13 protein-coding genes are annotated in these 22,870 nt (G+C 72.1%); 4 read left to right on the plus strand and 9 right to left on the minus strand.

The annotated features are described in order from the left end of the window. Positions 1 to 17 precede the first annotated feature (17 nt). On the minus strand, positions 18 to 1,592 hold the full coding sequence (locus ACZ7CF_RS37650) for an HAL/PAL/TAL family ammonia-lyase (protein ID WP_470372056.1): 1,575 nt from the start codon (positions 1,590 to 1,592) through the stop codon (positions 18 to 20). A 381-nt stretch (positions 1,593 to 1,973) separates the two neighbouring features. On the opposite strand from ACZ7CF_RS37650, the gene ACZ7CF_RS37655 reads away from it, so the two are divergent. Further along, on the plus strand, positions 1,974 to 3,509 hold the full coding sequence (locus ACZ7CF_RS37655; RefSeq protein ID WP_470372057.1) for an AMP-binding protein: 1,536 nt from the start codon (positions 1,974 to 1,976) through the stop codon (positions 3,507 to 3,509). Beyond that, positions 3,506 to 4,192, plus strand: coding sequence for an SDR family oxidoreductase (locus tag ACZ7CF_RS37660; protein WP_470372058.1), 687 nt, complete (start codon positions 3,506 to 3,508; stop codon positions 4,190 to 4,192). The genes ACZ7CF_RS37655 and ACZ7CF_RS37660 overlap by 4 nt, the downstream gene beginning before the upstream one ends. On the opposite strand, the gene ACZ7CF_RS37665 is transcribed toward ACZ7CF_RS37660, so the two are convergent. The 4 genes from ACZ7CF_RS37665 to ACZ7CF_RS37680 all read right to left on the minus strand — a co-directional run bounded on the left by ACZ7CF_RS37665 (position 4,121) and on the right by ACZ7CF_RS37680 (position 9,110). Next, entirely contained in the window at positions 4,121 to 5,476 is a 1,356-nt protein-coding gene (locus tag ACZ7CF_RS37665; protein ID WP_470372059.1) for a hypothetical protein, read from the minus strand. The genes ACZ7CF_RS37660 and ACZ7CF_RS37665 overlap by 72 nt on opposite strands. A 61-nt stretch (positions 5,477 to 5,537) precedes the next feature. Next, positions 5,538 to 6,539: a zinc-dependent alcohol dehydrogenase gene (locus ACZ7CF_RS37670; protein ID WP_470372060.1), complete on the minus strand. Its 1,002-nt coding sequence runs from the start codon at positions 6,537 to 6,539 to the stop codon at positions 5,538 to 5,540. After that, complete coding sequence (locus tag ACZ7CF_RS37675; protein ID WP_470372061.1) at positions 6,536 to 7,417, minus strand: alpha/beta fold hydrolase; 882 nt, start codon at positions 7,415 to 7,417, stop codon at positions 6,536 to 6,538. The genes ACZ7CF_RS37670 and ACZ7CF_RS37675 overlap by 4 nt, the downstream gene beginning before the upstream one ends. Continuing rightward, complete coding sequence (locus tag ACZ7CF_RS37680) at positions 7,398 to 9,110, minus strand: acyl-CoA dehydrogenase family protein (protein WP_470372062.1); 1,713 nt, start codon at positions 9,108 to 9,110, stop codon at positions 7,398 to 7,400. The genes ACZ7CF_RS37675 and ACZ7CF_RS37680 overlap by 20 nt, the downstream gene beginning before the upstream one ends. A gap of 272 nt (positions 9,111 to 9,382) precedes the next feature. Between ACZ7CF_RS37680 and ACZ7CF_RS37685 the strand changes: the two genes are divergently transcribed. Beyond that, positions 9,383 to 10,375, plus strand: coding sequence for a hypothetical protein (locus ACZ7CF_RS37685; protein WP_458432991.1), 993 nt, complete (start codon positions 9,383 to 9,385; stop codon positions 10,373 to 10,375). 61 nt (positions 10,376 to 10,436) lie between these two features. Here ACZ7CF_RS37685 and ACZ7CF_RS37690 read toward each other — a convergent pair whose 3' ends face one another. Further along, complete coding sequence (locus ACZ7CF_RS37690; RefSeq protein WP_470372063.1) at positions 10,437 to 11,690, minus strand: IclR family transcriptional regulator; 1,254 nt, start codon at positions 11,688 to 11,690, stop codon at positions 10,437 to 10,439. On the opposite strand from ACZ7CF_RS37690, the gene ACZ7CF_RS37695 reads away from it, so the two are divergent. Beyond that, positions 11,592 to 12,836 carry a chorismate-binding protein gene (locus ACZ7CF_RS37695; protein WP_470372064.1) on the plus strand — a complete coding sequence of 415 codons (1,245 nt, stop codon included), beginning with the start codon at positions 11,592 to 11,594 and terminating at the stop codon, positions 12,834 to 12,836. The two genes, ACZ7CF_RS37690 and ACZ7CF_RS37695, sit on opposite strands and share 99 nt — an antisense overlap. 13 nt (positions 12,837 to 12,849) lie before the next feature. On the opposite strand, the gene ACZ7CF_RS37700 is transcribed toward ACZ7CF_RS37695, so the two are convergent. The 3 genes from ACZ7CF_RS37700 to adhE all read right to left on the minus strand — a co-directional run bounded on the left by ACZ7CF_RS37700 (position 12,850) and on the right by adhE (position 22,748). Then, positions 12,850 to 15,708: a helix-turn-helix transcriptional regulator gene (locus ACZ7CF_RS37700; protein ID WP_470372065.1), complete on the minus strand. Its 2,859-nt coding sequence runs from the start codon at positions 15,706 to 15,708 to the stop codon at positions 12,850 to 12,852. 60 nt (positions 15,709 to 15,768) lie between these two features. Next, positions 15,769 to 16,044 (minus strand): hypothetical protein, encoded by a 276-nt coding sequence (locus ACZ7CF_RS37705; RefSeq protein ID WP_360400079.1) that lies wholly within the window; start codon positions 16,042 to 16,044, stop codon positions 15,769 to 15,771. A gap of 569 nt (positions 16,045 to 16,613) precedes the next feature. Further along, positions 16,614 to 22,748 (minus strand): bifunctional acetaldehyde-CoA/alcohol dehydrogenase, encoded by a 6,135-nt coding sequence (gene adhE, locus ACZ7CF_RS37710; protein WP_470372066.1) that lies wholly within the window; start codon positions 22,746 to 22,748, stop codon positions 16,614 to 16,616. Between the last annotated feature and the right edge of the window lie 122 nt (positions 22,749 to 22,870).

Raw genomic sequence — 22,870 nt, forward strand, 5'->3', positions numbered from 1 at the left:
TCGGTCGGTGCGGCGGCTCAGAGGCCCTGGTTCCACGCGGCGGCCGTGACGTCCCCGGAACCCCCGGGGTCGCAGGGCTCGGCCATCCCGGCGCCGGCGACGTGGGCGTCCACGACGTCGGCGGCCAGGCGCACGTCGGCGTCCAGCGGCCGGTCCTGCTCGATCGGCGGGATCGCCTCGGCCAACCGGTCGGCGAGGCCGGCGCAGAACGGCGCGGTCGGCCGGTCGGCGCGCAGGTGCACCGCCTGCCGCAACGCGACCGCCAGCCCGCCCTGCAGGTGCCGCAGCAACCGCGCGGTCTCCCACGCGTTCTGCGCCGCCTGCGTGCCGAACGGGACGATGTCCTGGTTGTGCAGGTTCGTCGGGAGGCTCTGCACGCTCGCGGGCACCGCCTGCCGGCGCATCGCCGCCACGATCGCCGTCGACGCCAGCTGCACGCCCTGGACCCCGTGGTGCACACCGGGACGCGGTGACAGCATCGGCGGGAGCCCGGTGTTCCGGTTGGGGTCGACGAGCAGGTCCAGCTGCCGCTCTGCGAGGTTGCCGACCTGCACCGCGACCGTGGTGAGCAGGTCGCTCACGAACGAGCAGGGCTGGCCGAAGAAGTTGCCGCCGTGCGCGACGGCCTCGTCGTCCACGAAGAACAGCGGGTTGTCGCTGACCCCGTTGAGGTCGTCGTGCACCACCCCGCCCGCGTACCGGTGCGCCGACGTCGCGGCGCCGAGGAGCTGCGGGGTGCACCGGACGCTGTAGGGCTCCTGCAAGGGCCGCAGGCCGGTCGGACGGGTGCCGTCGAGCATCGCGGTCATCCGCGCACCGACCTCACCGGCGGCGGCGTGGCCGAACGCGGCGAGCAGCCGGTGGTCGAGGAACGCGGTGGTGCTGCCGAGCACGTCCGCCAGCAGCGCGCTCAACGCGGCGGCGGTGTGCAGCGACCGGCCGATCGACCGCCACGCGAGACCCGCGGTGGCCGCGGTCAGCGAGGTGCCGTTGACCAGCGCGAGCGCGTCGCGCCCGTCGAGCTCCAGCGGTGTGAGGCCCGCCGCCCGCAGCGCCTCGGCCGCCGGCAGCCACACACCGTCCACATAGGCGTGACCGGTGCCGCGCAGTGCTTGGGCGACGTAGGCGAGCGGGACGAGGTCGCCGCTCGCGCCGACCGACCCGTAGGTCGGCACCGCCGGGGTGAACGTCGTGCGCAGCATCGCGGTCAGACCGTCCACAACGGAGGGTGTGACACCGGACCTGGCCCTCGTGAGCGACGCCAGCCGAGCCAGGACCGTCGCCCGCACAACGGGGATCGGCAGGTCGGCGCCCTGTCCCGCGGTGAGGTGCTGCAGGGTGTTGTCGCACTGCCCGGCCGCGGTGTCCCGGCCGGCGTAGGTCACCAGCGGACCGAAACCCGTTGTGGCGCCGTACACCTCGTGGCCGTCGGCGACGACCGTGTCGACGAACCGGCGGCAGCGTTCGAGCTCGGCGCGGGCGGTCTCGGACAACCCGACGTGGAGCACCCCGGCCGCCCGCTCCAGCATGGCCGCGTCGAGCCGGCCCGGCAGGGTGACGTCGTGGGTGACGATGTCGTGAACCGTCGACATGCGGGCTCCAGTGGGTGGTGGTGGGCCGGGTGAACGGGTGCACCAGCGGCTCGTGCGTGGTCACCGGTGCGCGCCTGCCGCGTCTTCGACGTCCACCGGCTGATTGTGTGTCGGTGGACGCGTGCTGTCTGCCGCTCGTTCCAAGCGCTGGAACGTCGTTCGCACAGGCCGGCAGCGCAACCGGTTCGGCAGGCCGGTGCGCCGGCTCTGCTGCATCCGGGTGACAGCCGGCCCTGATCCCTCCACGTGCGAGCGACAATTGCGGAACTCCACAGCAGTGTTCTGCTCGGCTCTGCCCCTACTGTCGGGAGCGTCCTACCGGGCCGCGTTCCGCAGCGGCGGGGTTCCTCGGCGTGGCGCGTGCGAGCGGCAGGAGAAGACATGACGGCATATGGGCAGTGGTCGACCAACCTCGCCGAGTCGGTCTGGCAGGACGCCACGTCCCGGCGCACAGCGCTCATCGAGCACAGCAGCGGACGCTCCTACCGGTACCCGGAGCTGAAGCAGGCCGCTGAACGGTTCGCCGCCGCGCTGCGGTCCCGGTTCCGCGGCCCGGACGAGGTCGTTGCGCTCGTGTGCGACAACACGGCCGAGTTCGTCGTGGCCTACCACGGCACCCTGCTGGCCGGTGGCGTCGTGCTCCCGCTCGAACCGCTGGGCACCCCGGACGAGTGGCAGCCGGTGCTGGAGCGGTGCCGTGCCGCCCACGTGGTCGCCTCGGCGAAGGCGTGGCGGCAGCTGTCCGCGCTCCCGGCCGCCGCGTCGGTGCGCACCGTGATCGTGCTCGACGAAATCCCTTCCGGCGACAGGACGACCGGCTGGCAGGAGTGGCTGGACGGGCCGGCCGTCGCCGCGCCCGCAGCCACCGGGGACGGACGACCGGCGCTGCTCGCCACGTCGAGCGGGTCCCTCGGGCTCCCGAAGCAGATCGTGCTCACGCACCGCAACCTGGTGTCGAACCTGGACCAGATCGACGCGGTGCACCGGCTCACCGCCGACGACGTCGTGCTCGCCACGACACCGTTCCGGCACATCTACGGCATGCAGATGGCGATGAACCCGACGCTCCGCGCCGGCGGCACGCTCGTCACGGTCCGCACCCCGTTCGACGTCGACGATCTCCTGGAGGTCATCGAGACGCAGAAGGTCACCGTCGCGTACCTGGTGCCGAGCACCCTCGCGGAGCTCGCCCGGCGCGGTGACACCGGCGACCGCGACACGGGCAGCCTGCGCCTGGTCTACTCCGGCGGCGCCCCGCTCCCCGCGAACGTCGCGCGGAGCTGTGCCCGCATGCTCGGCGTACCGGTGGTGCAGGGCTACGGCATGACGGAGGCAGGGTGCACCTTCGCCCCGCCCGACGGCACCCCGTCCGTGCCGACCTCGATCGGCAAGGCGTTGCCCGGCACCGAGATCCGGCTGGTGGACCCGGCGACTGGAGCGGACGGCGAGACCGGGGAGATCTGGGTCCGCGGCCCGCAGGTGTCACCGGGCTTCCTGGACGAGGACGGCACCGTGCACGGCCTCGCCGACGACGAACACTGGCTGCACACGGGGGACATCGCCCGGCGCGACCGGGACGGGCACGTCACGATCATCGGCCGGATCAAGCAGCTCATCAAGTACAAGGGCCACCAGATCGCACCGGCCGAGCTGGAGTCCGTGCTGCTCAGCCACCCCGCCGTCGCCGACGCCGTGGTGGTCGGGGCACCGGACGAGGTCGCGGGCGAGATCCCGGTCGCGTTCGTCGTGCTGAGCGAGCCGGTGGAGCTGTCCGAGGTGACCGGCTTCGTGGCGGGCCGGGTCGCGCCGTACAAGAAGATCCGGTCGATCACCGCGGTCGACCGGATTCCGCGCTCCGCCATGGGCAAGGTGCTCGTGCACCGGTTGACCGACGTCCCTGCCGGAGGAACGCGATGAGACCGGGGGTGCTGGTCACGGGCGGAGCCACGGGTTTCGGTCGCGTCTTCGCGGAGGAGATGTGCCGCGCCGGAGCGGCGGTCGTCATCACCGGCCGGGACTCCGGGGCGCTGCGGCAGGCCCGCGACGAGCTGCCCGGCGTCTGCGCGGTGACCATGGACAGCACCGACCGGGCTTCGGTGGAGGCGGCGGTGACCGCCGCGGAAGCCGCGTCCGGACCGCTCGACGCGCTGGTGCACGTCGTCGACGTGGCCGGCCCGGTCGGTCCGGCCTGGGAGGTCGACCAGGACGACTGGTGGCGGGCGGTTGAAGTCGCCTTGCGCGGCACGGCGGTGACGACCGCGGCGGTGCTCGCGCGCATGGTGCCGCGCAAGCACGGCCGGATCGTCACCGTCGTGAGCCACGCGACCGGAGCCCGTGCGACCGCCTGCTCGGTGGCGAAGGCCGCGGTGGTCGGGCTGACGGAGGGACTGGCGGCGGAGACCCGCGAACACGGCGTCGCGGTGCTGAGCTACCACCCCGGACCGGTGGACCCCGGTGCCGCCGGTCCGGCGGCTGCCGAGGCGGCCGCCGTGCTGCGCCGGATCGTCGAGGGCACGGCGGACCACCGGTCAGGCGAGCACCTGACCGCCGAGGACCCGCTGGTGCGCACCGCGTGGGAACCGATGCCGCTCAGCTGGTAGCGGGACCCGGACCTCACCGGGTTCCGCTCGGCCGTAGCGCTCCTCCACCGCTTCCAAGAGGTCCACCTCGTCGCCCGTGGCATCGACGGCGACCGTGCCGGGGTCGTTGAAGAACAGGGATCTCGACCGCCGGGAGTCTCCGGCGACCACCAGCTTCTCCAGCGAGTACAGACCGGCCATCGTGAACGAGAGCCCGGGGTGGTGGCGGGCGAGGTCTCGCTGGACCGACTCGGCAGCGGCGTGGCCGCGCCGCTCGGAGGCGCTGTCGACCACCAAGCCCAGGCCGGGGGAGATCCCCTCGACGGACAGCGAGGCCCGCAGCTTCTCGATCGTGTAACCGGCGTGGCCGAGCTCGTGGAACGTGCGCGGGCTCCACACCGTTCTGAGCAGCTGCCACACGTGATCTCCGCCGGCGTCCAAGACGGTCACGCAGTTTGCGAGCTCGAGAACGCCGCCCGTGGCGACCACCGACCGCACGTGCTCGGCGAGGTCGTCGAACGCGGTCGCCAGCCGGACCGTGAGGCTGCGCCGAGGCCCCGTGCCGGGACGGTGGAGCTCGTCGGTCATCAGCTGCGCAACGCGCTGCCTGCGCGTGTCCACCTCGTCGAACCACCCGAGAGCCAGCTCAGCGCCGACCATGCCGTGCCTCAGCGCATCGGCGAGGAAGAGGTAGTACTGGGCCCGCGGGAGGTCGAGCAGCACCGAGACCGGAGTCGATGCCGGCAGACCTGCCAGGACCCCGCGGACCAACGCCGTCTGCCGCAGGCTCGACTCGTACTCGTAGAGCGAAAGCCGGTCGTCGACACGCAGGCTGACGATCTTCTCCCTCAGCGGTTGCGCGTTCGATCGCAGCAGGCCCACGTCGCGTCCTGCCGCGTCGAGGACCCGCAGCCGCCGGTTGCTGAACAGGCAGACACCGGACACGACGTCGATGCGCTCGGCGCCGTCGAACAGGCGGTTCCGCACGGCTTTGACGTGGACCGCGAAGACGTTGCCGCCCACCTCGACCTGCGGGTGGACGACGCTGGAGCCGTGGCCGAAAACCTCGACGTAGGCGTCGGAACGCACCGCGACGCCCTCGACCCCCAGCAGCTCGACGAGCTCCCGGACCTTGCCGGAGGCACGCCGGAGCGGTGTGCTGCCGGTGCCGGCGGCGTTCGTGGTGTGGAACAGACCGGGCGCGCCCGGCACCCCGGCGATCTCGGCGTGAGTGGACGGCTGATGCCACCGCAGTCGTGGCGGGCGGTTCTCCGGGGAGAGGTCGATCAGGCCGATGTGGCTCATCGGCGTCCCGCCGGTCTTGGCCGGCGGACGACCACGTGGAGGACGACCGCGTTCGGCCGCGTCACCCGCCGGGAGCGATCATGACCACCTGGTGGTCGCCCGGCCGTCCGCTGAGGGCGTCCATCATCGCCGTGACCGGCCCGTCGGCCAGCGGCACGACGTCGGTGATGATCTGGTCAACCGGGACGCTGCCGCCCGCGAGGAGGCCCAGTGCCGCCTCGAACGCGCCCCTGTTCTGGGCGAAGCTGCCCACGATCCGGATCTCCTTGGTGATGAGGGCGACCGAGTCCAGTTCGGTGGGCCGCTCGTTCACCCCGAGCGCGACGACCGTTCCCCGTGTCCGCACGCGCCGGGCCGACTCCGCGAGCGCGGTCACCGAACCCACGCACTCGAACACCACGTCCGCGGCCGCCATCGGCTCGTCGACGTCCACCGCGGTGATCCCGGTGGCGGCCAGGCGTGCGCGCCGCACGGCGCTCGGTTCCACCACCCACACGTCCTCGACTCCGCGCAGCCGCAGCACGTGCGCCAGCAGGAAGCCGACCGTGCCGCCGCCGAGGACCGTGACGGTGTCCGTCGCCGACACCCCGGAGCGGTCGACGGCGTGGACCGCGCAGGACAGCGGTTCGGTCAGGGCGGCGTGTTGCAGCGGAACGCCGTCCGGTACCGCGTAGACCGTGTGCTCGGGGACCACGACGCTCTCGGCGTAGCCGCCGGGACGGGTGCCCAGGCCGAGGGAGCTCAGGTGCCACGGCTGCACCGCGCACAGGTGGTTGTCGCCCGTGCGGCAGACGTCGCAGTCGCCGCAGCCCGCCTTCGGCCACACCACCACGGCCTGTCCCGCCGCCAGCCGCTGCCCGCCCGGTGCGGCGACGTGGCCGGAGATCTCGTGCCCGAGCACGGCCCCGGCGGGGACGACGTGCGGCATGGCCCGCAGGTGCAGGTCGGAGCCGCAGATGGCGCAGAACGCCACGTCCACGCGCACCCAGCCGGGCGCCGGCTCGCGGTCCTGGACCTCCGCGAGGCTCAGCCCGCGCTCCTCGGTGACGACCAGCGCCCTCATTCTTCCACCACAGCTTTCTCGTCGGCGAGGAACGCCCGGATCCGCTCGACCAGGACGTCGGGTTGCTCCTCGGCGGGGAAGTGCCCGCAGGAGTCGATCTGGGCCCCCTCGACGCTGGTGGCGTAGTCCCGCCACAGGTCGAGCACGGGCATGCTTCCCACGAGTCCCTGGGCGCCCCACGCCAGCCGCACGGGCATCGTCAGGCGACGACCCGCTTCCGCGTCGGCGTCGTCGGCTTCCAGGTCCTCGTGGCGGGCGGCGCGGTAGTCGTCGAAGCTCGCGCGAAGCGCCCCCGGCTGGGCGTAGGTCTCCGCGTAGTGGCGCAGGTCCGCCTCGGTGAACGCCTCGTGCCGGAACGCCCCGGCCGCCAGCATGAACCGCACGTACTCCCCGCCCTTCCCCTCGGTGAGGAACTCGGGGAGGTCGGGAACGAGGTGGAAGAGCCAGTGCCAGTACGCGGTCCCGACGCGTGCGTCCATGTGCCGCCACATCTCCCGCGTCGGCACGACGCTGAGCAACACCAGGCGGCTGATCTCGTCCGGCCGGTCCAGTGCCCACCGGTGGGCGACGCGCGCACCCCGGTCGTGGCCGACCACGACGGCCTGCTCGTGTCCCAGCTCGCGCATGAGCCCGCTCATGTCGGCCGCCATGGTCCGCTTGTCGTACCCGCTGCGCGGCCGGCTGGAGGCCCCGTAGCCGCGCAGGTCCGGCGCGACCACCTCGTGGTCCCGCGCGAGTGCGGGGAGGACGTGGCGCCAGGCGTGGCCGGTCTGCGGCCAGCCGTGCAGCAGGAGGACCAGCGGACCCTCTCCGGCGCGCCGCAGGCGGAACCGCAGCCCGCCCGCCGCACGCGTCTCCTCATGAACGCGCGTCGCCACGGCGGTTCACCTTGCCCTGCACCGGGATCTGCACGCCCAGGGCCCGCGCGGAGGAGGTGAACTCCGCCAGGTAGCGGTCGTCGACCATGGGGGCGGTGACGAGCTCCGGCAGGGGTGCGAGCAGCTCGGCCAGGAGGTCGATCTTCTCCCCGTCGGGCGAGACGGCCCGGTGCGGCTCGCGCAGCCGGTGCGCGGCGAAGTCGGCGACCAGGTCGTCCATGACCTGTTGTGGCACCAGCGGTTCGGCGTCGTGCTCGGTCAGGATGAGGTCGAGCATGCGGGCGTGGACGAGCACGACGGCCTCGGCGTGCGTGAACGACCCGTCCGCGCGGCTGCGCCACGTCTCGGTCAGCGCCTTCTCGACCCGCTCCGGCAACGTCACCGGCGGGCGGGAGGCGAACCGGTCGGAGCTCAGCGCGCTGCGCGCCACCTGGTAGGCCATCACGGAGTTGTCGCCCGCGAAGGTCACGTTGACCTCGAAGTCGGTCCGCAGGGTGACGATCTGGTTGTGGCCGTGGAAACCCTGCGAGCCGCACATCTCCCGGCACGCGCCCAGGACCTCCAGGGCCAGCCAGGAACCGCACTTGCCCGTCGCGGTGAGGACGTGCATGTTCTTGCGGCCGGGGTCGGTGTGCCAGTCGCGTTCGACACCCCTGACGACGGCGCGTTCCAGCAGCCGCAGCGCGAGGCTGCGCAGCTGGACCTGGTACAGGCGGTCGCGGAACAGCGGCTCGTCCAGCAGGGTCCTGCGCCGGGGCGCGCCGCGGGTCTCGCGGTGACCGGCGAACCGCCAGGTGAGGTGGGTCGCGAGCTCGGCGGCCCGCGCCCCCGCGCTGAGCGGGAAGATGCGTTCCTGCACGAAGGTCTCGATCGACCTCACGAAACGGGTGCCGGCATCGGGCAGGGTGCTGGAGAAACGCCCGTCCTCGTCGATGCGCGAGTACCGCTCCATCAACGCTTCGCGGGGCAGCCGGACGCCGGTGAAGCGGGCACCGCCGACCTGGTTGGCCTGGATGCCGCCCTTCGGGTCGCAGGACAGGATCGTGATGCCCGGCAGGGCAGGGCCGTTCTCCTCGTCGCGCAGCGGGACGCGGAACCAGTGGTGGCCGACGTCCTCGCCGTCGATGACGAGGCGGGCCAGGACCATGCCGACGGTCGCGGCGTGCTTGATGTTCCCGATCCAGAACTTGCACGCGGCGTCCGAGGGGGTGTCGAGCGTGAAGCACTGCTCCGCGCGGTCCCACGTCACCGTCGTGCGGATCTCCCGCAGGTTGGTGCCGCCCCCGATCTCCGTGCAGCAGAAGGCGTAGACCTGGTGCATCTGCGTGATCTCGGCGTGGTAGCGGCCGACCTGCTCGGGAGAGCCGTGGTTGAACAGCGCACTGCCCGCGATGAGGTGGTCGGTGATGGTCGAGGTGAGCGCGAAGTCGAAAGCACCCGTCAGGCCCATCACGTCGCACATGGACCGGAACGCGTGCTCATCCGGCCGGCCCATCCACATGTCGTTGTCGACGAGGCCTTCCCGGAAGATCGCCTTCATCCGCTCGATGGTCAGGTCCATGTAGTCGCGCAGGGGCAGGTCGTCCCGCAGCCGCGGATCGAACAGGTCCTCCCGCAACAGGGCGCGCATCGTCTGCCGGCGGTCGGTCGAGGTGAGGAGCTGGTGCTCGTGAGGACCTGCTGTCGCGGTCATGTGGTCGAATCCTCTCGATCTGCGGGTACGCGCGGCACGACGGGCGGGTACCGGTGAGAAGTCTTCGGTCTGCGGCTGACCGATGAGCGGTGGAGCGTCCGAGGCGAAGCTAGCGGTGATCCGCGAGTTGATCACGCCCTCGTCCCACCGCCTGGTATGCCTCCGCTGTGACCTCGAAGTCGCGGGCGTACCGTCGTTCCACTGCCGACGAACGCGCCGTTCGCCGGCACTGTCCGGTCCACAATGGATTCTTCAGCGTCGAGGAGCGTTCCATGACAGTCAACCGTCGCCGTCTTCTGCTGGGCAGTGCGGCTCTGCTGGCGGGCACCGCGGGTGCGACCGGTGCGGCCGGTACCGCCGCCGCGGCGCCGGCGGGGTTTCCCGACTACCGCTACCGCAGGCTCGCCCTGGTCAAGAGCAAGCTGCGGTACAACCCGACCGGTGAGCTGATCTTCCCGACGATCCGCGGCACCAAGGATCGCATCCCCGGCGCCAGGGCGGCCTACTACCTGTACTACGCGCCGCACGACGCACCGGGCGGGATCTGCCTGGCCTATGCCAACACCCTCGACGAGGAGTTCACCGAGTACCCGGGCAACCCGATCATCACCCGCAGCTGGCCCGGCGAGTACAGCGTGAGCCACGTGTCGTCCCCGCACGCGATGTGGAACGACGACGTCAAGCGCATGTACCTGTACTTCCACGGCGAGAACACCGTGACCCGGCTGGCCAGCTCCGCCGACGGCATCAACTTCCGCTACGAGAAGGAGGTCCTGTCCACCCGGCTGATGCCCGCGGGCACCACCGAGACCTCCTACGCCAGGGTCTTCCGCCACGACCTGCCCGCCCGCGGCGCCCGCTACGTCATGGTCTTCATGACCAACAACAAGACCAACCACCGCGACATCGGCTGGGGCTGGTCACCCAACGCCCGCGACTGGACCTTCTCCCAGACCCCGCTCATCCGCCACCAGGACGTCGGCGCCGTCAACATCGGCGGACCCCACCTGCTCTTCCGCAACAACAGCGCCTACGTCGTCTACAACACCGACATCGGCAGCGGCGGCAACATCCTCATCACCGAACTCGGCCGCGACTTCACCCAGCGCCGCCACCTCGGCGTCTTCCACGACTCCCTCACCGGCGCACCCGACAACGGCCGCTCCGCCGCACCCTCGTTCGGCACCTACCAAGGACACGAGTACATGATCTACGAAGCTGGAGACCGGCTCGCGGGCAACATCGCCATCGCACGAGCGCTCTGACGCCGGTCGGCACCACCGGCCACTCCTTTGTGGAACGGCTGATGTCGACGGGCGGTCGTGCTCATCCGGCGAGTCGGTGACCCGCGGACGGGGGAGCGGAGTGGAGCTCCCTGGACGCGGTCTCGGCGGCGTGGTGGACGCGGCGCGCGACGGCGTCCGGGCTGAGGCGCTGCACGGGCCCGAACACGGAGATCGCGCCGACGAGGGTCGGGCCGGGTCCCCACACCGGGGCTGCGACACCGGTGAAGCCGGGAAGCCACTCGCTGCGGTCGAAGGCGACGCCGTGCTTGCGCACACCGGTCAGCGCGGACTGCAGCACCCCCGCGGAGGTGATGGAAGCGGGGGTGAGCGCCTCCAGCCCGTGGGCGCACAGCACGGGCAGCAGACCGGGGTCGCCGGCCAGGAGGATCTTCCCCGGTGCGGTGCAGTGCAGGGGGAGGGGACCGCGCAGCCGCGTCGCGAGCTCGCTCGACTGCCTGCCGTGCAGGCGTTCGACGACGCGCGCCGTGGTGCCGCACAGGACGGAGAGCTGGACGGCCTCGCGAGTGGACTCGTAGAGGTCCGCGAGCACCGGCAGCAGCCGTTCCCTGGTGTGGTCGGAGATCTCCAGCGGAACGGCGGTCGACAACTCGGTGATCTTGGTGGTGAGGAGGAACCGGTTGTCGATCATCTCGACGAGTCCCTCCGCGCGCAGGAAACCGACCATGCGGTGAACTGTGGACTTCGGGAGGTCCGAGTAGCGGGTGAGCTCGGTGAGCGACGCCGCGCCGTCGCACGCACCGAAGGCCTGGAGCACGGACAACACCTTCGTGGCCGCAGTGCGTCGCGAAGGGTCTCGCGGTGCCGGCACGGTCGCGGGGGCTTCCAAGGCGGTGTTCTGGCTGGTGATCACGGTTAATCTTCTTTCGCCTGTGGGTTCCACCACACCGTATTGAGCACGTCGCGTCGTGTAGCTACGGAGTTCCACAAACCCGTACGCGAAAGAGTGAATGTTGCGAATACTCGGTGTTACTGCCCGGTTGATGTCCGAAAAGTTCCATCGGTTGGCACGGCTGTTTGACCGGGTGGATCGGACGTGAATAGATTCGTTTGGGGCCAATTCTGGTCTTGCCGGACCGAGGGACCACCGTGGAGCTGGGGGAAGAGCGGTGGCCGGTGCGGACAGGAAGACCGATCGCCGAGTCGCGGTTGCTCCGCGACACCCGAGGAGCTGGTAATGGCCGTTCTCACGGAACCCTCCCCGATGTCGTCCGCCGAGCTCGCCGCTGCACTGATCCGCACCGGTTTCTTCGACACCTACTTCGTCTACGAGCACGGCGACGTGTGGACGGTCACTTGGGGTGTGCGCGTGGAGATCGTCGTGAACGCGACCCGTGTGCGGGTTCGGCGTGACTCGGTGGAGGAGTCGTGGCCGGTCGTCGGCGGGCCCGTGCGCGCGGCACGTGCGGCGCTGGAGCGGTTGTCGTTGCGCGAGTGGACGGTGTGCGGCTGGATCGCGTTCGAGGCCGTGCACGTTTTGAACGACCGCTCGGACCTCGCCGGGGACTCGGAGGTCGTGCACCTCGTGGTGCCCGAGGTGGAGGTGCGCATCGAGGACGGGAGGGCGAGCGTCGTGCGGGGCGGCGACGCGCGGCTCGGCGCACTGCTCGAACACCTGCGCACCGCACCGGTCGAGGACGCGCCGGCACCGGGGCGTGCGACCGTGCCGGTGGACCTGGACGCGGGCAGCGGCCGGTACCGCGACGCGGTGCTGGCGGCGGTGGAGGAGATCCGTTCGACCGGGCTGCGCAAGGTGACCCTGTCCCGCAGCGTGCCCGTGGACGAGCCCGTCGACTTCGTGGAGACGTACCTGGCCGGGCGCGCGGCCACCGCACCGGAGCGGTCGTTCCTGTTGTCGATCGGCGGCTTGACGACGACGGGCTTCTGCGCGCAGACGGTGCTGGAGGCCGGGTCGGACGGGAAGGTCGCCACGCGGCCGCGGCTGGAGTCCCGTGTGGACGAGCTGGTGCCGGACCCGGACGAGGCGCACGACCACGCGATCGCCGTCGAGTGCGCGTTCGCCGGGTTGACCGAGGTGTGCGAGCCGGGCTCGGTGGTGGTGGACGAGCCGGCGTCGCGACTGTGCGGCCGGCTGACCGAGGGCAAGACCTCCTGGGACGCCTTGGAGTTGCTGTTCCCCGGCGTCACGATCTCGGGTGCGCCGGGGAAAGCGGCCTGTGAGTTCACCTCCCGGGCGGAGGCCGCGCCGCGGGGCGTCTACTCGGGTGCCGTGCTGTTCGCGTCGGACAACGGGTTCCTGGACGCGGGCCTGGTCCTGCGCGCGGTGTACGAGCGGAAGGGACGGCGGTGGCTGCGCGCGGGCGCCGGGATCGTGGCGTCCTCGCGGCCGGAGCGGGAGATCGAGGAGACCTGCGCGAAGCTGCGCAGCATCTCGGCGCACCTCGTGGCGGGCCCCGCGTGAGGGAAGCCGTTCCCTACCTGCTGCTGCCGGTCGAGTGGAACATCGCCGCCAGCTGCGTGCGCCGCTGGATGCCGAGCTTGCGGTAGACGTGGGTGAGGTGGAACTCGACGGCCCGCCGCGACACGGACAACTTCCTGGCGACCTCGTCGTTCGAGGAGCCCGTGGCGACCAGGCTCGCCACGCGGTGCTCCTGCGGCGTCAAAGGAGAGCCCGCGGAAACGGAAACAGGAGCGGCCGGCCCGGCGCCGGACCGTCCCACCGCCTCCGCCGGCAGTTCGGCGAGCTTGGTGAGCAACGGCAGCGAACCGCACCGCTCCGCGGCCACCTTCGCCTGGGCCAGCTCCTCCCTGGCGAGCTTCTGCTGCCCGTGGCGCCACCTCGTCGTCCCGAGCTCCACCAGGACCGTCGCGCGCAGCAGCAACGCCTGCGTGTTGCGCAGGACGTGTTCGGCCTCCATGAGCCACGGCAGTGCCGCCGCGCCACCGGTCGCCATGCCGACGGTGAGCATCGCGCGGGCCAGACTCGGTGCGGAGGCCCACTTCTTGGCCAGTTCGAGCTCTTCGAGGGCCAGCTGCACCGCCTCCAGCGACTGACCGAGGTGGAGGTGCGCAACGGCCGCGTACGAGCGCCACGGCAGCACGGCGGGGCCGGGAGCACCCCACGACTTCAGCCTCCGCCCGCACTCCAGGTGGTCCGTGAGCGCGCCGGCGTCGTCCCCCAGCCGCATGCGGAGGTGACCGCGTCCCTGCAGGAGGCTGGTGTGGTGCCAGCTGTTCGGCAGCGGGCTGGTGAGGCCGATGGGCTCGACCAGCTCCCGTGCCGCCTCGACGTCACCGAGGTGCAGCAGCGCGGACAGGAGCGCGTCCATCGGCCAGATGCGGCCGGGGTGGCGCTGGTGCAGGTTCATCCGGTGCGCCTTGGCCAGTGCGAGCCGGGCGTCCACTACCGCCTGGGCCAGAGCCCCGCGGTGGAAGTGCACCCGCGACCGCAGCGTGTGGCCCAGCACGAAGACCAGGTCCAGCTTCTGGCGGTGGGCTTCCAGGATCGCCTCGCTGGAGTACCGCAGGGCCAGGTCGAGCTCGTTGGTCCTGATCAGCGAGTTGATGGCGGCCATCATCCGCTGCGGGTCATGCATGATCGACACCGCGCCCGCGGACAACGCGGTCAGCGCGGCCTCGCGGGACGTCGTCAGGTCTTCGCCCCGGTTGCTCAGGTCCTCCGCCACCAGTGCGGCCAGCCCGCGGCCACGGGCGTCACGGCGCCGCCAGTCGACCGCGACGCGGTCCGGAGCGGCGTCGGGCTCCTCGGACTGCTCGGACTGCTCGGTTGGCAGGGTGACGCGGAGCGCGAGGCGCAGCTGAGCGGAGAACTCCGGTGCGGAGGCGCACATCCTGGCGATGGACTCGCTCAACGCCGCGCGCGCGTCCTCGTAGCGCCCGTCGAGGCAGAGCGTCCTGGACAGCAGCGAGGTGACGTCGAGGAGGAGCTCGGGTTCCTCGATGTCCTCCAACGCCTGCTTGAGGTGCGTGGCCGCCTGGTAGGGGTCGAAGAACGACTCGGCGTGGCCGAGCTTCACGAGCAGCTTCGTCCTGAGCTCGGCCGGCACGTGCTCCTGCAGCGCCCTGGTGAGGAAGCTCGCGGCGGTGGTCGCGTCACCGTCGTGCAGCAACTGGTCCGCTGCCCGGTGGAGCGCGTCGGCGGCCCACCGGCCGAGCTTCGCGGAGGTGCACTGGACGTGCCGCGCGACGAGCGCCGCTCGTGCACCGGACGCGTGCAGGCTCGCGGCGGCCCGTGCGTGGAGGTCGTCCCTGACCGCGCGCGTGATCGAGCTCGTGATCGCGTCCGTGAACACGGAGTGGGTGAACGCCGGCTTGGCGGCGCCGGTCAGCAGCCCCATCCGCGTCAACCGGTCGGCGCCGTCGGTGGCTTCCGGCACCGTCATCCCGGCGACCTCGGCCGCGAGCCCGAGGTCCGGGGGTTCCACGACCGCGATCGTCCTGGCCAGCCGGAGCAGTGGTTCGGGCTCGCCGTGCAGCCGTGCGAGCACCGACTCGCCCAGCTCCTCCACCCCGTACGAGGACGGGATCTCCTGCACGGAGAACTCCCCGGTCGTCTCCAGCAGGGAGTGGAGGAGCAGCGGGTTCCCGCCCGTGGCCGCGTGCAGGGCTGTGACGGCCTCAAGTTCTGGCCGGCTGCCGAGCACCGGTTCGGCGAACGTCGACACCTCGTCCGCGGTGAGACCGCCGATCCGCACGCGGGTGGCGTAGATCTGCATCTCCGCGATCTGGAGCGGGTCCGCGGGGTAGATCCCGGTCGTGCAGCTGAGCAGCACGGCGAGCGGCAGCTTGGTCGCCCGCCGCATGAGGTAGTTGAGCCACTGCAACGACGAGGCGTCGGCCCACTGCAGGTCGTCGACGACGAAGCAGACCGGTCCGCGGTCGGCGAGGCCGCTCACGAGCCGGTAGAGCTCGTGGTACGTCTGGTGGGTCGCCGGCTCGTCGAGCCCCGCCGCGGTGCGGTTGCCGGCTTCCGGCTGACCGTCCACACCGAGGATCGACTCCAGGACGCCGGCCTCCGGCCCCGCGGTGAGGTTCTCGAACAGCTGCCGGACGACGGAGAACGACATGAAACCGTCCAGAGTGGACGTCGCGGCACCGGCCACCTGGAACCCGCGTGCCCTGGCGGCGTCCGCCACCTCGCCCAGCAGCGTCGTCTTGCCGACGCCGGTGGTGCCCTCCACCAGCACCACCGCCGGCCTGTTCGTCTCCGCCGCGGTGAGCGCGCTGAGCAACCGGCCGAGTTCCTTGCCCCGGTGGACCGACCGGGGCGCGTCAGAGGAAGTCCTGTGCGGTTCGTTGCGCTGCTGAGCCATCTGCGGAGCTCCGTCGTGAGTCGGTCCGGTTGGTGAGCACCAGCGACGCCGCGGCCTGGCTCAGGCCTGCTGCGCCGCCCTGTCGCGCCGGGTGAACCCCTCGGCCATGACCGCGTGCAAATTCGAATTGGACGGGAGTTTGCGGCAGGGGCCAGTCGCCGTCAACCCGCTGGTGACCCTGCTCAGCGCGTGGTCGAGCCGCTGCCCGTGCGAGTGCGCGACCAGGCCGCCGTCCATCCCGCCCGGCTCGGCCCGCGGGGTGGATGCGGGTGCTACCGGCCACAGCAGGCCCTCGGGTTCCTTGAGCACGTTGCCTCCGGCTGCCTCGACGTCCACCAGCGCTTCGAGGCGAACAGTACGACAGCCGCGCCAGTCGCCGTCGCGTCCACATCGGCGGCGAACAGGCCGTGGTCACCGGGCTCCGGCGGTGCGCGTGCGGTGCCGGAACGCTTGTGCGCGAGGTGTCGTCGGGCGTGTCCACACCATCCGGTCGCGCGGTGGTTCAGCGCAGCCGGTGAGCCCGCGCGGGTGGAATGGCCGGAAGTGTGCGTTTGACTGCGCATCAAGGCCGTGACCAGCGACGACGTTGCTCGGCAAGCCGGGGGAGCCCGGACTCCACAGCGGACCGGTCGCCATGCCCCCTGGCGGTCTCCGCGGTGACGGCCGTCGGCACCGCGGGAGCGGTGCCGGGCGCGCCGGGGCACCGCGTGCGGAAGGCGAGTTCGCCGCGCGACTTCGGCACGGCGGGCAGGAGTGCGCCCGATTGCGCACTGCCCGCCTGGCCCCCGGGGTCTGCCTCCGCGATCACGTCCCGGGCACCCCAAACGAGACGTGACCCGGAGAGTCACGTCTCGAAACGCCACAATCCCGGTGGGTCCGCGCGGGGCGGACCCACCGGGACCGGATCAGCGGCCGCTGTGGGCCGCGGCGCGCACGTCTTCCAGGTCCACCGCCCCGTTGGCGTAGGCGGTGCGCATCAGCTCCTCCATGTCGGCCAGGACCGGCTGCCTGGGGTTGGCCGGAGCACACTGGTCGTCGAACGCGTTGAGGGCCTGCTGCGGCAGCGAGCTCAGGAACGCCGCCTCGGGCACCCCCGCCTCCGCGAACGAGGCGGGCAGCCCGACGGCCGAGCGCAGCCGTTCGATCGCGGCGGCGTAGGAGCGCACTCCCTCCTCCGGCGTGGCCGCGGGCAGTCCCAGGGTGCGGGCGATGTGCTGGAAGCGTTGCGGTGCCTGGTAGTTCTCGTACTTGGGCCAGCCGGTGAGCTTCGCGGGGGGCTGGCCGTTGTAGCGGATCACGTGCGGCAGCAACAGCGCGTTGGTCCGGCCGTGCGCCAGGCCGAAGGTCGCGCCGAGCGTGTGCGACATGGCGTGGACGATGCCCAGGAACGCGCTGCCGAAGGCCATGCCGGCGATGGTGGCCGCGTTGTGCATGGCCTCCTGTGCCTTCTCCGCTCCGAGCAGCACGGAGTCCTCGAGGTTCTCGAAGATCAGCTTGATCGCCTGCAGGCACAGCCCGTCGGTGAAGTCGTTGCTGTAGACGGAGACGTACGCCTCGGTCGCGTGGGTGAGCGCGTCGAACCCGGAGTCCGCCGCGAGCCCGGCGGGCAGCGAGCGCACGAGCACCGGGTCGACGATGGCCACGCTCGGGGTCAGCGCGTAGTCAGCCAGCGGGTACTTGCGGCCCGTCTCCCGGTCGGTGACCACCGCGAACGGGGTGACCTCCGAACCGCTGCCCGACGTCGTCGGCACGCACACGAGCTTGGCGCGCTCCGGTTCGGGGAAGCGGTAGAGGCGCTTGCGGATGTCGGCGAACCGGCCCCTCGCCTCGGCGAAGTCGACCTCGGGGTGCTCGTACCACAGCCACATGAGCTTCCCGGCGTCCAAAGAGGACCCGCCACCGATGGCCACGATGGTGTCCGGCTGGAACTCGCGCATCATCTCCGCACCGCGCTGCACGGTCTGCAGCGACGGTTCCGGCTCGACGAAGTCGATCAGCTGGACGGCCACGGGCTCGGAGCGGCCGGCCAGCACGGACCGCACCTTGTCCGCGTAGCCGAGCTTGGCCACCGTGCGACCGGTCACGATGCTCACCCGGTGCACCCCGGTCATCTCGCCGAGGTAGCGGATCGAGTTCGGCTCGAAGTAGATCTTCGGCGGCACCTTGAACCACTGGATGTTGTTGTTGCGGCGGGCGATGCGGCGGATGTTGAGCAGGTTCGCCGCGGTCACGTTGCCGGAGACCGAGTTGCCGCCGTAGCTGCCGCAGCCGAGGGTCATCGACGGCAGGAACGCGTTGTAGAGGTCACCGATGCCGCCCTGCGCCGCCGGTGAGTTCCACACCACCCGCACGGCCTTGACGCCCTTGCCGAACCGCTCAGCCAGCCGCTCGTCGGCGGTGTGCACGACCGCCGTGTGGCCCCTGCCGTGGAACTCGACGACCTCAGCGGCCCGCCGGATGCCCTCCTCGGCCCCTGCCACGCGCAGCAGCGCGACCACCGGGCACGGCTTCTCCCTGGTCAGCGGTTCGTCCGGGCCGATGTCACCGACCTCGGCGAGCAGGAGCGTGGTGTGCTCGGGGACGCTGAACCCGGCGCGGCCGGCGATCCAGTGCGCCGAACGGCCGGAGGCGGCCGGGTTGACGGACACCTTGCCCTCCCTGCGCGCGTCCGGGCCGAACAGGAAGTCCTCCAGCGCGCGCTTCTCCTGCGCGGTCAGCACGTGCGCGAGCCGGGTCCGCAGGCTGTCCACAGCCTGGTCCCACACCCCGGTGTCGATCAGCAGCGTCTGCTCGGCTGCGCACGTCATGCCGTTGTCGAAGCTCTTCGACAGAACGACGTCGTGCGCGGCGCGGGCCAGGTCGGCGTCGGCGGCGATGAACGCGGGCACGTTGCCCGCTCCCACGCCGATCGCCGGCTTGCCGGCCGAGTGCGCGGCGCGCACGACGTCGTTGCCGCCGGTGGCCAGCACGAGCGAGACGCCGTCGTGGTTCATCAGCGCCTGCGTGACCGCACGCCTGGGCGTCTCCACCCACTGCACGCAGTGCGCGGGCGCACCGGCCGCGACGGCGGCGTCGCGCACGATGCGGGCCGCCTCGGCACCGCAGCGGGGCGCCAGGTGGTGGAAGGCGAAGATGATCGGGTTCCTGGTCTTGAGCGCGATCAGGGCCTTGAACACGACGGTCGAGGTCGGGTTCGTGACGGGCGTGATCGCACACACCACACCGACGGGTTCGGCGATCTCCACCAGGCCGGTGAGCTCGTCGCGGCGGACCTCTCCCGCGGTGCGCATGCCGGTCATGCTGTTGGTGACGTGCTCCGCGGCGAAGAGGTTCTTCACCGCCTTGTCCTCGACGACTCCGCGCTCCGTCTCGGCGACCGCCAGCACGGCGAGGTCCAGGTGGCTCGCGGCGGCGGCACGCGCCGCCTTCGCCACGATGTGGTCGACCTGCTCCTGTCCGAGCGCGTGGAACGCCTCCAGCGCCTGCTGCGCACCGCGGACCAGGCCGTCCACGAGGGGCTCCACGTCCTCCGCCGGAGCGGCGGCGGACGACTGCGGCCGGTGGACGACCGGGCCGAGGGAGGCGGCGAGGTCGCCGACGGTGCGGTGCTCGTAGAACACCTCCAGCTCCAGGGCACCGAAGTGCGCCTGCAACGCGACCGCGGCCTCGACCAGGGCGAGCGACGAGGCACCGAGACCGGCCAGCGCGCTGTCCGCCGTCACCGCTCCCCGAGGCAGTGCGAGCACGTCGGTCAGCGCGTCGATCACGAGCGCAAGGGCGTCGTGCTGCTCGACACCCGCGACCTCGCCGGGTTCACGGGCGCCTGCCGGGTTCTCGGCCAGTGCGGCGAGCGTGCTCAGCCGCGGTCCCGCGTCGACCACCGCGACCGCGGTGGCCGCGGGGGCGTCGTCCGCCAGGACGGCCGACTCCGGGTCGAAGCGGACCTCGGCGGCCTGCTCCGCCGTCAGCAGGTAGTCGGTGCCCCCGGCCGCCGGTGCCCCGTCGGCGACGCCGTCGAGGAAGCGCCGGGCGGGCTCGTTCTTGGCCGTGGGCACGTAGGGCAGGCGGATCTTCACGGCCGTGCCCGAGCCGAGCGACGCCAGGACCTGGTGCTCCACGCCCCTGCCGAGCACCCGGCAGCTGAGCAGGAACGTGTCCACGACCAGCTCGTCGGTGTCCTGCCGGCTGATCACCGCGCCCACGACGCCGTGGTCGCCGAAGCGGTCGGTGGCGCGCACCACCTGGCAGCGCACGCCCGGTTCCGCCAGCAGGGCGCGCAGCTCGTTCTCCTGCCTGCGCACGGTGCTGAAGTTGAACTGGTTGGTGCGCTGGGTCATCTGCGCGACCCGGCGCAGGTCCGCCTCCGCCGCGGGCGTGATGTCCACGACCAGGTCGAGGCCCGCGATGAAGTCGGCGAAGGTCAGCGAGGACCGGCGCAGCTCACCGCGGTCCCGGTTGGCGTCGTAGGCGGCCGCGCGACCGCGGTCCTCCTCCGTCACCACCAGGCGGTCGAAGGCCCACACCCGGTCCAGGAACGGCTTGATCTCCTCCTCGTCGGCGGGCACGGTGAGCGCCAGCACGCCGGGGCACGCGGCACGGACCTGGGCGACCTCCACCGGGTTGTCGTCGAGGAAGACGAAGCTGTCGAGGCCGAGGTTCAGCTCCGCGGCCAGCCGCGCCAGGCCGACGGGCTTGGGGTCCCACCCGATCGCCCGCGCGGCGACGTGGTCGGACCGCAACGGGAACTCGGGGCGGGCGCGGAAGACCGCGTCCACGGTCTCCGGGTCGTTCTTGCTGGCGAGGGCGAGCAGCACCCCCTGCTCGCGCAGGGCGACGGCCCACTCCTGCACGTGGCGGTGACCGCCGGTGAGCCGGACCCCTTCCGGGCCGTCCTCGCCGGCCACACCAGCCCACAGGGTGTTGTCGCAGTCGAGGACGAGCACCTTGAACGGCCGGGCGAGCAGGGCGTGCACCGAGCGGGCGATCCCCGTGGCCAGGGCGTCGTACCCCGCCGGCGTGTAGGCGAGGTGCGCCATGCGGTAGCGGGCCTCGTCGTGCACGTCGCCGGGATCGGTGCCACCGTGCCAGTCCTCGGCGCCGAGCAGGTGCACCCCGGGGATGTCGCCCAGGTCGGCGAAGAGCCGGTGCTGGCGCGGGTCCGCGCCGGTGACCGACGGGCTGGGGCAGACGCGGAGCAGCAGCGGGACGCGGGCCCGTGCGGCGAACGACCGCACGGCCTCCGCGAGCTCGCCCAGGGTGCGCTCGGTCTCCTCGGCCGGCCAGTCGTCGAAGCGCACCAGCACCACCGCACATCCCGACCGCGCGGACCCGAGGGTGCCGGCGGGGTCGAGCAGCTCCTGGAACACCTGGCCGAACGGCGCGAGCACCGGGCGCAGGCCGAGACCGAGGTCGCGGCACCACGCGGTGAGGGGCGCCGCCAGCGGGTCGGTGGTGAAGGTCGCGGCGACGGCGAGCACGGCGCCGTCCGCCGCGGGGTCCGTGGTCGGCTCGGGCGAGGGTGCGGCGGCGTTCGCCGTCGGCGGCACACCAGGGGCCGCAGGTGCGCCTGCGGGTGCGAAGGACTCCAGCACCTCGACCCGGCCGGCGCTCACCTGACCGAGCCCGCCCACAGCGGCCGCGGCGACCGCTTCGACGGCGAGCCCGTCGACGACCCCGCGAACGGTCGGCGAGAACCCGGTGTCCATCCTCGGGGGCCGCAGGACCAGCCCGCCGAGACCGGGGTGCCCGCTGATCGTCGTGCGCAGCAGCTCTTCGCAGCGGAGCTTGGCGTCCACGTAGTGCTGCCAGGTCCGCGCGGCACCGGCGACCACGTCACTGGACACGAGCACGACCTGACCACCGGCCGCCGACAGCGGCTCGGCCAGAGCGGACAGCGGCGCGGACACCGCGGTGACGGCCGTGGCGACGTACTCGGCGGCGCGCTCGGCGGTGTCCGGTCCCGGCAACAGCGGCTGGAAGCTCGGGAACGCGTTGAGCACCACCAGGTCCAGCCTGCCCTCCCGGGCGAGCACGTGGTCGCGCAGCCGTGCGCACCCGGCGGGGTCGGCCGCGTCGGAACGCACCGCGTGCACGCGCTCGGCGGCCGTTCCCAGACCGGCCAGCAGCTCCGGCGGGAAACCGGGGTCCCGGCGGTGGGTGACGTACACGTGCGCACCGCGCAGGGCCAGTGCGGCGGCGAACGCGGCACCGAAGCCGCGGCTGCCACCGGTGACCACGGCGACCTTGCCCTCCAGCTCGACGTCCTGGCCGGCGAGGGCGGCGGCGAGGACGTGCGCGTCCGGTTCGGCCGGAACGGCCCTGGCGACGACGGCCAGCTCGACGCGCCCCAGACCGGGCAGGGCACCGCCGAACCGCACCATGTCACGGCGTTCGTCCACGGCCGTGACGTGGATCGAGCCGTCGCCGGTCGCGGCCGGGTCGAGCTCGACGGTCAGCGAGGAGATGAGCGACTGCCGGCCGGGGACCTCCATGCCCGCCAGGTAGCTCGCCCAGCCGAGCAGCCGCGCGACCTCTTCCCGCACACCGCTGCCGATGCGGTCGAGCAGGCTCGTGAAGTCACCGGGATCGCTGCGGTAGGACACCGGGATGCGCTGTCCCACCCGGAGCTCCGCCGGGACCCGGTCAGCGGCCTGCTGCCTGCGTTCTCCCGATCCCACGCGCACCGCGCCGACCCCGGCGCCGACCGTGCCGCCCAGTTCGACGTCCACGGTCGCGACCGGCTGCCCGCCGTCCGACACCTCCAGCCGCACACCCCCGTTCCCGGTGCGCGCCACGTCCAGGGAGTACGACTGCGCCGGGTAGACCGCGGCGTGGAAGCGCGCCCGGACCCGCCGCACCGCCGCAGCGTCCTGCGGGGGCAGGCCCGCCACCGCGTGGAGGACGGTGAGCGCGCCCTGCGCCACCTCCGCGCCGAACCCGCTCCTGGACGCGTAGTCCGCGTCCAGGTGCAACGGGTTGAGATCGCCGCTCGATCCAGCGAATCGGCCGAGATCATCAGGAAGGACATGCACTGCGAACACCGAGGACTCCGTTTCGACGCGCCCGTCATCGGGCAGAGCAGGGATTGAAGTCCAAGCTAATGACGTCGCGGCAATGCCAGAAGCCCGCGTTCCAACCGTTGGGTCGTCCGAGGAAATCGCCA

The organism is Lentzea sp. NPDC036955 (assembly GCF_055608005.1).